14 protein-coding genes are annotated in these 12116 nt (G+C 31.6%); 4 read left to right on the plus strand and 10 right to left on the minus strand.

Annotated elements, in window-relative coordinates; genetic code table 11:
- Positions 1–98 precede the first annotated feature (98 nt).
- The 6 genes from ACVCXO_RS07145 to ACVCXO_RS07170 all read right to left on the minus strand — a co-directional run bounded on the left by ACVCXO_RS07145 (position 99) and on the right by ACVCXO_RS07170 (position 6526).
- Positions 99–1262 (minus strand): sigma-54-dependent transcriptional regulator, encoded by a 1164-nt coding sequence (locus tag ACVCXO_RS07145; RefSeq protein ID WP_452228906.1) that lies wholly within the window; start codon positions 1260–1262, stop codon positions 99–101.
- A 13-nt stretch (positions 1263–1275) separates the two neighbouring features.
- Complete coding sequence (locus ACVCXO_RS07150) at positions 1276–2100, minus strand: mechanosensitive ion channel family protein (protein ID WP_452228907.1); 825 nt, start codon at positions 2098–2100, stop codon at positions 1276–1278.
- Between the two features lies 1 nt (position 2101).
- The gene (locus ACVCXO_RS07155) at positions 2102–3412 is read right to left on the minus strand and encodes an ABC transporter permease (protein ID WP_452228908.1); all 1311 of its coding nucleotides are present in this window, start codon (positions 3410–3412) and stop codon (positions 2102–2104) included.
- Positions 3413–3415: 3 nt separating this feature from the next.
- Positions 3416–4342: an ABC transporter ATP-binding protein gene (locus ACVCXO_RS07160; RefSeq protein WP_452228909.1), complete on the minus strand. Its 927-nt coding sequence runs from the start codon at positions 4340–4342 to the stop codon at positions 3416–3418.
- A 376-nt stretch (positions 4343–4718) separates the two neighbouring features.
- Positions 4719–5846: a molecular chaperone DnaJ gene (gene dnaJ / locus ACVCXO_RS07165; protein WP_452228910.1), complete on the minus strand. Its 1128-nt coding sequence runs from the start codon at positions 5844–5846 to the stop codon at positions 4719–4721.
- Between the two features lie 155 nt (positions 5847–6001).
- Entirely contained in the window at positions 6002–6526 is a 525-nt protein-coding gene (locus ACVCXO_RS07170; protein ID WP_452228911.1) for a nucleotide exchange factor GrpE, read from the minus strand.
- Positions 6527–6687: 161 nt separating this feature from the next.
- Here ACVCXO_RS07170 and ACVCXO_RS07175 point away from each other — a divergent pair, with 161 nt between their 5' ends.
- Together ACVCXO_RS07175 and ACVCXO_RS07180 are read left to right on the plus strand one after the other, a co-directional pair.
- Positions 6688–7356: a YceI family protein gene (locus tag ACVCXO_RS07175; RefSeq protein ID WP_452228912.1), complete on the plus strand. Its 669-nt coding sequence runs from the start codon at positions 6688–6690 to the stop codon at positions 7354–7356.
- Between the two features lie 232 nt (positions 7357–7588).
- Positions 7589–8023 (plus strand): hypothetical protein, encoded by a 435-nt coding sequence (locus ACVCXO_RS07180; protein WP_452228913.1) that lies wholly within the window; start codon positions 7589–7591, stop codon positions 8021–8023.
- Here ACVCXO_RS07180 and mnmD read toward each other — a convergent pair whose 3' ends face one another.
- The 3 genes from mnmD to ACVCXO_RS07195 form a co-directional block, all read right to left on the minus strand.
- Entirely contained in the window at positions 8024–8701 is a 678-nt protein-coding gene (gene mnmD / locus ACVCXO_RS07185) for a tRNA (5-methylaminomethyl-2-thiouridine)(34)-methyltransferase MnmD (RefSeq protein ID WP_452228914.1), read from the minus strand.
- 6 nt (positions 8702–8707) lie between these two features.
- Positions 8708–9043: a hypothetical protein gene (locus ACVCXO_RS07190; RefSeq protein ID WP_452228915.1), complete on the minus strand. Its 336-nt coding sequence runs from the start codon at positions 9041–9043 to the stop codon at positions 8708–8710.
- A 96-nt stretch (positions 9044–9139) separates the two neighbouring features.
- Entirely contained in the window at positions 9140–9652 is a 513-nt protein-coding gene (locus ACVCXO_RS07195; RefSeq protein ID WP_452228916.1) for a DUF4920 domain-containing protein, read from the minus strand.
- 142 nt (positions 9653–9794) lie between these two features.
- On the opposite strand from ACVCXO_RS07195, the gene ACVCXO_RS07200 reads away from it, so the two are divergent.
- Positions 9795–10844 (plus strand): branched-chain amino acid aminotransferase, encoded by a 1050-nt coding sequence (locus ACVCXO_RS07200; protein ID WP_452228917.1) that lies wholly within the window; start codon positions 9795–9797, stop codon positions 10842–10844.
- 40 nt (positions 10845–10884) lie between these two features.
- Here ACVCXO_RS07200 and ACVCXO_RS07205 read toward each other — a convergent pair whose 3' ends face one another.
- Positions 10885–11271 (minus strand): pyrophosphohydrolase domain-containing protein, encoded by a 387-nt coding sequence (locus tag ACVCXO_RS07205; protein WP_452228918.1) that lies wholly within the window; start codon positions 11269–11271, stop codon positions 10885–10887.
- Positions 11272–11725: 454 nt separating this feature from the next.
- Here ACVCXO_RS07205 and ACVCXO_RS07210 point away from each other — a divergent pair, with 454 nt between their 5' ends.
- Positions 11726–12115, plus strand: coding sequence for a hypothetical protein (locus ACVCXO_RS07210; RefSeq protein ID WP_452228919.1), 390 nt, complete (start codon positions 11726–11728; stop codon positions 12113–12115).
- Position 12116 lies beyond the last annotated feature (1 nt).

Consider the following 12116-nt stretch of genomic DNA (forward strand, 5'->3'; position numbering starts at 1 on the left):
TATTTCTTAATCCATGTTAAAATTCTTCCGTTTAGAATATGCAATAATTCACTATACCATGTAATATTTTTGAATTGTTTGCTTTTAATAATTTAGAGCTACTTACTCGCAAACATTTTCACATCTTGTTCGCTTACTTCTTTTTCACCAAGAATAATTAAACGTTCTACAACATTACGTAGTTCTCGTATGTTTCCGGTCCAATCGTATTCTTGCAATAATTTTATCGCTTTCGCTGAAAAATTCTTTTTTGCTGTGCCTTGCTCGTCTGCAATTTTTTTAGAAAAATATTCAATCAGTAACGGAATATCATCTCGTCTATCATTTAACGAAGGAACTTTTATAAGTATTACTGCTAGTCTGTGGTAAAGATCTTCACGAAATCGACCTTCTTCTATTTCTTTTTTTAAGTCTTTATTGGTTGCTGCTACTACTCTAACATTTACTTTAATGTCTTTATCACTACCAACACGTTGTATTCTACTTTCTTGCAATGCACGAAGCACTTTTGCTTGGGCAGAAAGACTCATATCACCTATCTCATCTAAAAATATAGTTCCTGAATTTGCTGCTTCAAATTTCCCAGCTCTATCTTTATTTGCACTTGTAAAAGCTCCTTTTACATGTCCAAAAAGTTCACTTTCTATAAGTTCGCTTGGTATTGCCGCACAGTTTACTTCTATCATAGGTCCTTTAGAACGTGCACTTTTTTGATGTAACCAATGCGCTACTAATTCTTTTCCCGTTCCGTTAGGACCAGTAATTAAAACACGCGCATCTGTTTGTGCTACCTTTTCAATAATTTCTTTTATATGCGAAATGGCTTCACTTTTACCAATCATTTCGTAGTTCTTGCTTACTTTCTTTTTAAGCATTTTGTTTTCTACAACAAGCTCTTTTCTATCTAAAGCAATACGAACGGTATTTAATAAACGATTTAAATCTGGCGGTTTTGAAATATAATCAAAAGCACCAAGACGCATGGTATTTACAGCGGTATCTAAATCGCCATGACCAGAAATCATCACCATTGTGGTTTCTGGTTTTAATTTTTTAACCGCTTCTAATACTTCTACACCATCCATTTTTGGCATTTTTATATCACAAAGCACTAAGTCATAATCTTCTTTCCTAATTTTTTCGATTCCAACTAAACCGTCTTCTGCTTCTTCTACTTCATACGTATCGTTTTCTTCGGAAAGTATTTTTACCAATACTCTTCGGATTGCTGCTTCATCTTCGATTACTAATATTTTCGGCATCTTTATCTCTTTTTTATTTCTGAATAATATGAATATCTCTTTGTGGAAAAGGTATACTTATGTTGTTTTCTCTAAATAATCTATCTATTTCAAAACGAATATCACTTTTTGGTATTCTTGCATTAAAACTATCGTTGATAGTAAACGCTATTCTAAAATTTAGAGAACTATCTCCAAAATCTGTAAATAACACAGCTGGCCCTGGATATTTTAAAACATCTTTATGACCTTTAGCTGCTTCAATAAGTAATTTTTTCACTAATTGCACATCACTACCATACGCCACACCAACATCTACACTCTCACGTGTTGTGGTTCCGTTTTGCGTCCAATTATACAAACTATTGGTTAAATATAAATGATTTGGTATGACTAGTACTTTATTATCGATAGTAACAGCTCTTGTGGTACGTAATTTAATTTCTTCTACGCGCCCTATTTTCCCATCTAATTCAATAATATCACCAACATGAACAGATTGATCTACCAAAATAAAAACACCGGAAATTATATCCTGAAAAAGCGTTTGTAATGCTAAACCAATACCAATTAATAATGCTGCAGATGCTGCAAAAATCCCTGTAACATTAACACCAACGGTATGTAAAGTCACCAAAACAATAATGACATAACTAAACCAAGTTGCATAAGAAAAAACAGCTTTGAATTTTAATTTATCATCTTGAGGTAATTTTCTACTTATTAACTTTCTAAGAAGCCTTAAAAATACGGTTGCAAATAATATGACTAAAAGTAAAATTAAAATATTTTGCACACTAATCTCTACATCTTTAGAGATTTGAATAGATTTAGATAGTATGTTTTTTATCTCTTTCATATTAATATTTAATCCACTTCATAAGTTCCTTATAACTCGGCTTTTTACCATACATTAAAATACCAACTCTGTATATTTTCGCTGCAAACCATACGGTTAACATAAAGGTACCAACTAATATTAAAAAAGAAAGTGCTTGTTGCCAAATGGGTACACCAAAAGGAATACGCATTAACATAACTACTGGAGAGGTAAACGGTATAAACGAAAATATAGTAGAAACAGTACCATGAGGATCTTCAATTACTGTAAATATACCAATATATACGGCTAAAACTAAAGGCATTATAATAGGTAACATAAATTGTTGCGTATCCGTTTCGTTATCTACTGCTGCTCCAATTGCGGCATATAAAGAACTGTATAACAAATATCCACCTATAAAAAATAAGATGAATGCTATAATTAGATTTGCGATTGGCAAGTTATAAAAAGCAGTAATTGCATTTTGCATTTCCATAGCTACTTCTGGGTTATCCATAGCTTGTTGCATCATTTCACTCTGTGGTGTTTGCTGCATCAAGTCGATACCAAAAATGGCAGACACTACTGTCATTAAAATACTTCCTATTATAATCCAAATAACAAACTGTGTTATTCCTGCTAAAGAAGTTCCTATAATTTTACCAAGCATTAATTGAATTGGCTTTACGGAAGAGATTATAACTTCTATAATTCTACTTGTTTTTTCTTCAATAATACTTCGCATAATCATGTTACCGTAAATAATAATAAACATGAATAGTAAGTACCCTGCAGCCAAACCAAAACCTAATTTAAAATAACTATCTATTTTGGATGTTTTTTCGCCAATAAAACTTTCTTGAGCAATATTAACTTTGGTTCTTGATGCTGTTAATTTTGCTAAATCGATACCTTGTTCTTGTAATTTAACGTCTCTTAATCTGTTTTCTAATTTGCTTTCTAAACCAGAAATAACAGATAACGAAGGTGTTTCTTTAGAGTAAAACTTAATATGCTTTACTAATGCATCTATACTATCTTGTTTTGGTATATAAAGCAAGCCATAGGTTTCTGCTTCTTCTACAATTATTTTAGCATCATCTAGAGATACATTATCAAGCATATTATATTTTGTATGCTCTGCATTTTGAAAAATATCGGTAACTAATCCAGATTCGTCTAAAACAGAAATAGTTCGTGTTTTATTATTATTTAATTGGGATAAATAACCCACAACAGCAATTAGTGCTATCATAATGATAGGACTTAAAATAGTCATGACAATAAACGATTTGTTTTTAACTTTTGTTAAATACTCGCGTTTTATAATAAGTGGTAAATGGTTCATAAATTAATTATTCTTAACTGCTTGAATAAAAATATCGTTAGCGCTTGGTATGAGTTCTACAAAATGAGAAACCTCTCCTTTAGTGGTTAAATAACTTAATAGATCGTTTGCAGATTCGTTTTCGGAAAGCTTTATATTTAATTTTAACTCATCGTTTAAAGATCTAAAATCAGTAAGCGATGCATCAAACTTTTGCGAAATAGTTTCAGCAAGTGCTACTTTATCTGCTGCGTTTATACCAATCTCAAAGGTATTGGTTTTATACTGTCTTTTTATATCTGTTAATTTTCCATCTAGTATTTTATTAGACTGATGTATTAGCGCAATATGATCACACAACTCTTCTACAGATTCCATTCTATGCGTAGAAAATATAACGGTTGCTCCATTATCTCTTAAACGTAAAATTTCGTCTTTAATTAAATTCGCGTTTATTGGATCGAATCCTGAAAAAGGCTCGTCGAAAATCAATAATTTAGGTTCGTGTAAAACAGTAACTACAAACTGAATTTTTTGAGCCATTCCTTTAGAAAGCTCTTGAATTTTTTTGTTCCACCAATCACCAATCTCTAAACGATCAAACCAATATTTTAATCTGATTTTAGCTTCACCTTTACTCAAACCTTTTAATTGTGCTAAATACAATACTTGTTCGCCAACTTTCATCGATTTATATAAACCACGTTCTTCTGGTAAATAGCCAATATTTTGCACATGATGTGATTGCAAAGGTTCTCCGTCCAATAAAACATGACCAGAATCTGGCATGGTTATTTGGTTTATTACACGTATTAAGGTTGTTTTCCCTGCTCCGTTTGGTCCTAATAAACCAAAAATACTTCCTTTAGGAACGGAAATAGACACTTTATTTAATGCGGTAAAATCTCCAAAGTTTTTAGAAACTGCGTGTGCTTCTAAGAGGTTTTTCATAATATGTATTTAGAAATACCAAACAAATGTTTTGGTACGATATAAGTGTTGTAAAGATAGAAAATGTTACAAAAGAAATAGCATGCATTAAATTAAAATTAAAGATAGCTACTAACGTATAAACTATTCACCTAATCATAGTACGATTTGTTAAAACAAGAACTATTAAAAAACAAAACCCACCCTTTTACTTAAAGTGAAAGGATGGGAAAAAATTGCTATGAAAAAGAAAAATTACCACTAAAATTAATTAGTGATAAACCAAATATACTATTTTTTGCTAAATAAATGTTAATAGAAATAGATTTGTTACTCTTTATCAAAAAAAAATCCACTTAAAAAGTGGATTTTTTATATATACTATTGCTTTTTTTTTTTAAGAAAACATATCTTTTACTTTTTCAAAAAAAGATTTATCTGTACTTTCTGGTTTAGGCGAAAAATGTTCGTCTTCTCGCATAGACTCAAAAAATTCTTTTTGTTCTTTGTTTAATGTTTTTGGTGTCCAAACATTTACATGGACTAATAAATCACCTTTACCATACCCATTAATATTTGGTATTCCTTTTCCGCGTAAGCGTAAAATTTTACCAGACTGCACTCCTGCTTCTACTTTAATTCGCACTTTTCCTGTTACCGTATCTATTTCTTTAGAGGTACCAAGAACTGCGTCGGGAAGACTGATATACATATCATAATGTAAATTATCACCTTCACGCTGCAAGGATTCATGATCTTGTTCTTCAATAGCAACTAGCATATCTCCAGCAATTCCATTTCCTGGTGCTTCGTTACCTTTTCCTGTTACTTTAAGCTGCATACCATCTACAACTCCTGCAGGAATTTTAATAGAAACCGTTTCCTCCTTAATGATTAAACCATGCGCATCTGCCTCTGCTGGTTTTTTATCTATAGTTTGTCCTGCTCCGCCACATGTTGTACATGTTGCTGCTGTTTGCATTCTTCCTAAAATAGTATTGGTAATTCTAGTAATTTGTCCAGAACCGTTACAAGTAGAACAGGTTCTGTAGGTAGTACCTTCTGCTTGAACTTTACGTTTTACTTTAATTTTCTTTTCTACGCCATTCGCAATTTCTTCTAGCGTAAGTTTAACGCGAATTCTAAGGTTACTTCCTTTTACTCTGCGTTGTTGACCGCCACCAAAACCACCACCAGAGAAACCACCGCCGCCGCCAAAGCCACCAAAAATATCACCGAACTGACTGAATATGTCATCCATATTCATGCCACCTCCACCACCTCCAAAACCACCAGAGCCATCAAATGCTTGATGTCCAAATTGGTCATAGCGTGCTTTTTTGTCAGCATTACTTAAAATCTCGTAAGCTTCTGCAGCTTCCTTAAATTTAGATTCTGCTTCCGTATCATCTGGATTTTTATCTGGATGAAATTTTAAAGCCATTTTTCTGTAGGCCTTTTTTATTTCTGCAGCTGTTGCGCTTTTACTTATACCTAATATTTCGTAATAATCTCTCTTTGCCATATAATATTTGAGTTTTCAGTTTTCCATACCCGTTTTCATCGATAATACTCTAAGAATACTGTACCTTTTTACTGAACACTTTATTTATTTTAATTTTCAGTTTCTTTATGCTGCGCTACGCCGTAAAGGAATATAACAGCATAAGAAAAACCGTTTTACTGTCCTATTACCACTTTAGGAAAACGTATTACTTTCTCTCCTAGTTTGTATCCTTTTTCAACTACATCTATAATTTTTCCTTTTAAATCGTCTGTTGGCGCAGGAATTTGTGTAATTGCTTCATGATGGTCTGCATTAAAGACATCACCTTGTCTAACAGATAAAGCGGCTAAACCTTTATGCTCTAACGTAGATAGTAATTTTTGATAAATTAGATTCACTCCTTTACGCAGTTCTTCAGCTTCTTTGTCGTCTTCAATATGACTTAAAGCGCGTTCAAAATCGTCTAAAACCGGTAAAAGTGACACCATAACATCTTGACTTGCTGTTTTAAACAACTCAATTCGTTCTTTAGATGTACGTTTTTTATAATTTTCAAACTCCGCAAAAAGACGTAAAAACTTATCTTTTTCTTGTTTTAATTCTGCTTGTAGTTGTTCTTCCACAGTTAACTCTTGCGTTTCTACTGTTGATTGTTCTACTTGCTCTTCTATACCTTCTTCTTTATTTTTCTTGCTCATTTTTGTACCTAGATTTTAAATACCTTTTTACAGATGGCAAAAGTACTGCCATTATTATAAAAATGTCAAAATGTCATTGACTTTTTTTTATGCTTTTTCTTATTTAACTAAATTAACAATTTGTATTTTTGTCACTTAACACTATAAACAAAATAATAATTATGAAAAAACAAGTTTTAAATATTTTTACTGTTATTGCCTTATGTACAGCAGTTATTGGTTGTAAAAAAGCAAAAGAAGCTAACACAAGTGACGCTGAAGCTGCTGCTGTTAGCGAAAGTGCAACGGCAAAGTATGTTGCAAATGTATCTGAATCTACCATTGAGTGGAAAGGTTTTAAACCTGGAGGAACACATAACGGTACTATAAACGTTGAAAGTGGAATATTTCATGTAGATAATGGTACTTTACAAAGTGGTACTTTTTTAATTGATATGAAATCTATCAATTCTACAGATGTTGAAGGTGATAAAAAAAAGAGTTTAGATGCGCATTTAATGGGAACTGTTGCAGGTAAAGAAGGTGACTTTTTTGATGTAAACAAATTTCCAACAGGAGCTTTTGAAATTACAGGAACGCAAGCTGCTGAAGGTGGAAAAACAATGCTTTCTGGTAACTTAGCTTTAAAAGGAAACAAACACAATGTTACATTTCCTGTTACTATTACTAACGAAGGAGATATCATGACCATTTCTAGTGAAGCATTTACTATTGACAGAACACAATGGGGAATTAACTATGGTTCTAAATCTGTTTTTGACAACCTTGGAGACAAGTTTATTAATGATGATATGGAATTAAAGATTACTATTAAAGCTAAAAAAGCTTAAGTCATAATTACTTTTATAAAAAATAAGGCCATACTTTTACGTGTGGCTTTATTTTTGTTTTGCACCCTATAAAACAATAACTACCAGCGATTTACTTAATTAAAATCGAGTAAATTAGCTTTTTATCGAATAATTAAAATTTATTAATCTTTTACTTTACATTTTATAATTAGAAGCTATATTTTCACCAGTATTTTTTTTTGAAGAAAGCCTTAAATATTTAGAGAGACCAATGAAATTTATATTTACATTTTTAGTTACATTCACATGTATAGCTGCAAGCTATAGCCAAGCGTCTAATACCTTAAGTTTTGAAAATTTTGAAACCGACTTTTTCTCTTATAATCCAGAGCAAAAAAAAACGGTAACAGATGATCACTTTAGCTTTGCAGAATATGTAATTTCTGAAACTAAAAAATCTTTAAATAATGATGTAAGTAATTATAATGTAATTCATTATTGGAACATACTAACCGCATTAGATATGCTTAAAGAAGATAAATCTAAATTAATTTTAGGTTTTCAAAAATTAGTAGAATTAGAAGGTAGCTGTAAATATATTGTTAATTATAAAAAGAAAATTTCTTTTTATAAAACCATAACGGCAATGTATGACCACTACTACTTGCAGTGTAAAAAAAGCGACAGTCTACTAGGCACGAACTAATTACAATAATTTAGTTGCTCTTAACATGTGCCTTTTTCCGGGAGGACCTGGTAAGCGTTTTAAATCAAACCCTACACTTCTTAATGCTCTTTTAACAGTTCCTTTAGCAGCATATGTTACCAAAACTCCATTTTTCTTTAGTGCATTAAACATACTTTTAAAGATCTCTTCGGTCCATAATTCTGGTTGTACTCCTGCTCCAAAAGCATCAAAATAGATAATATTAAAAGCCTCTTTTTCGTTTATTTCTGAAAAATCTTTTTGCTCTTTAATCAGATGGAAATTACTGGTGATTTGCGCTTCGGTTTCCCAAGGAACTTCATGTAGTTTATTAAAAGCAACTTCCTTTTTTGAAGCATCTAATTGCGTAACATAATTCAATTGTTGTAACTCTTCCAATGAAATAGGAAAAGCTTCCACTCCTTTATACTGAATTTTAAGGTTTCGTTTTTCGGCTTCCAACAATGTCATAAAGGCATTCAATCCAGTACCAAAACCTATTTCTAGTATCGATATACTTTCCGCATTATTTTCATCTACATAATGATGTAAACCATTTTTAAGATACACGTGTTCTGCTTCTTGAATTGCTCCATGTGTAGAATGATAATGTTCATTCCATTCTGGAATATGAATGGTTGTAGAACCGTCTTCTGTAATTATTATTTTACGTTTCAAAACGAACTATTTAATTAATAGTTTTTTTATTCTTGGTATTGGTCCTGTACATTCGGTTTGGTGACAAGAAATACAAAGACCAACAGCATTATTAAACCGATCTTCAATAGGTGTCTTAGAATCTGTATTGAAAACCTCTTTTTCTGCGGAAACAAAAAGTGTAGAAAATGCTTGAAACCTTTCGCTTCTAGATTTAAAATCGGAAAGTTCTGCAGTATGAATCTTTAAAAAATCTAACGGAAATTCTGTTGGAATTTCACCAGCAATAATTTCTTTTTTAATCTTTAAATTATGCGCATACATTTCGTTCATGAGTATTGCCATTTCTGACGACTCATACATATCGTAAACCTTTTTTTCTTTTTTTTCGACTTGTTTTTCTTTCGTATTACAATTGAATAAAAAAGCGAAACAAAAAAACCAAAGCACATGTTTCATCTATAATTGTTCTTCTACAAGTAAAACGCCATCTGCTTCAAAAGAATATGTTTTTTTGGATTCTGTAATTTGTGCAATTTCTTCAGCAGATTTTCCTGCATCTTCTGCATAATGACGAAGTTCTTCAACAGGCACTTCGTTTACGTATGCTTTACCATTTATAATTACTTCTTGTCCTGCAATATTTTTAGGCATGAAGAAACCATAGTCTTTAAACTTAACCATAACTTGTTCTCCATTCTCTAAATCTAATTTCATCCAGCAACCTTTAGCTTGACAAACATCCGCCACTTTTGCAATCATTTTAGAGTTTATACTATCTCCAACTTTCATTGTTTTATAGTGTTCCGCCATAGAAGTTGCCGTAATAGCATCTGCTGCAATAATTTCTTCTCCAAAAGATTTATATGCTACTTCTTTAACTTCTTCTATTGTAGCATCCCCTTTTTTCGCATCGTTTTTACATGCCACAAAAACAGTTAAAAGCATTGTAATTAATATATATTTCTTCATTTTTAATTCTATTTTAATATTAATATTTCGGCATAAAGATAGTACTTTTTAAAAAATAATTAATCTTTTTTATACCACTATTATTCTGTATTTTTGTGTCTTAATACATGTTTTTTAGCATGAATAAACAATTGCAAACAAAATGGATATAGTAAAAGTAGAAAAATCAAGAATAGATAGCGTTGATTTTGAAAATTTAGCTTTTGGTCGCGAATTTTCGGATCATATGTTTGAGTGTGATTTTGTAAATGGCGAATGGCAAACTCCAAAAATAAAACCTTACCAAGCATTAACACTGGACCCTTCGGCTCGCGTGTTTCATTATGGTCAAGCCGTTTTTGAAGGAATGAAAGCGTTTAAAGATGATAATAATAAAGTTTGGTTATTTAGACCTTTAGAAAACTTTAAACGTATTAATGAGTCGGCAAAACGATTAGCAATGCCAGAATTTCCGGAAGCATATTTTACGGAAGGACTAAGTACTTTAATTAGTTTAGACCAAGATTGGACTAAAAAGGGAGATGGTAATGCGTTATATATAAGACCTTTTATTATTGCTACAGAGCCTGCTATTTCAGCTGCGCCTGCTAGCGAATATAAGTTTATGATTATTTGCTCTCCAGTTAAAGCGTATTATACTGGTTTAGTTCGCGTTTTAATAGCCGAACAATTTAGTCGTTCTGCAGATGGAGGTGTTGGTTATGCAAAAGCTGCTGGTAATTATGCCGCACAGTTTTACCCTACAGCTTTAGCTCAAGATCAAGGATACCAACAAATTATTTGGACCGATGCTAGTACACATAAATACCTGGAAGAAGCAGGTACCATGAATGTGTTTTTTAGAATAAACGACAAGCTAATAACAGCACCTACAAGTGATCGTATTTTAGATGGAATTACTAGAAAGAGTATTATTCAATTAGCAGAAGACAATAATGTAGAAGTAGATATTAGACCTATTTCGGTGGAAGAATTAAAAACAGCATCAAAAGACGGATCTTTAAAAGAAATTTTTGGAACTGGAACTGCTGCAGTAATTAGTCCGATTTCAGCATTTGAACATGCTAAAGAAGTATATGAATTACCGGAATTGAATGCCGATTCTTATTCTACTGTTTTCAAAAGAAAACTATTAGACATACAATATAACAAAGCAGAAGACAACCATAATTGGCGAGTAGCTGTAAAATAAAAAAGTAAAAAAAGCAACCCGGTGGGTTGCTTTTTTTTATTTACTTATCTAATATTTCAGAAATATTGGGTTTAAAATAATTTGGTCCTTTAAGCACTTTACCATCTTCCCGGTAAATTGGTTGTCCGTCTTCTCCAAGCTTACTCATATTACTTCGTTGAATTTCGTTAAAGACCTCCTCTATTTTATCTTGCATACCATGTTCTATAATAGTACCACAAAGAATATACAACATATCTCCTAAAGCATCTGCAACCTCTACCAAATCATTATTATTAGCAGCTTCTAGGTATTCTTCGTTTTCCTCTTGCATTAAATTAAAACGAAGTGTATTCTTATCTTTTCCTAAATCTGCTTTTGGTGCTTCTCTATGTCCAATTTTAAAAGCAGTATGAAATGCTTTTACAGCTTCAATCTTATTTTTCATATAAATATATTTGTTTATCAATTTCCGTGAAAACGGAAACCTTATCGTTATTAATTTCACTAATTTTGCATAAAAATAGATATATGTTTAGTACTGGTCAAATCGTTTTCGGAATTTTATTTGCAATCGCATTTATTATCGTAATTACGTACACGTACCGAAAAGACCTAAAACTACACCAACGTCATTACAAAGGAAGCATTTGGGTTTTAGTTGCTTTTATCTGTTTTATCCTTTTTATTGTTTCTATTAAGCACTTCTTAAAGTAATTCAACTGCAATTATTGTTGTTTGTCTGAATTTTATATACTTCAAAAAAAATATCCTTAACTTTTTAGAATACCTGTAACTAGGTATTTTTTCGCATGTCTATATTTGAGATATTTGCAACTAACCAAACCAAAACTATGGGAAATTTAAATTCGGTGCGCTTATTATGTTTTTTCATTTTTTTAATGAATTGCAAAGACAATAACCTGAAGCAAGAAAATTACAGTTTTGATTTGTGCAAGAATCCTTGCGCAATTTTAAACCAAGGCTATGATTACAATACCATCGACGGAACAGCAAAATACATAATTCCATATCCTAGTGGATCCAAGTTAACCGAGGTAGATAATAAAAATAATATTATAACCTATAACATTACTGGTAGCGGAGATTTTACAAAACCAAAATTTCAACAGTTTAGCAAAAATAGTTTATCCAAAACACCTGGCGCAGGATTAACCATTATAGTGGAGTTTGAAAATTTTGACTGTAACGCAAGTAGCATTACAAAAAGAAAGAAAAAAACGATAATAAAAGGATCTCCAATAACTCTTGATTGTGGAATTTTGGAGTAAT

The organism is Lacinutrix sp. MEBiC02404 (genome assembly GCF_053601575.1).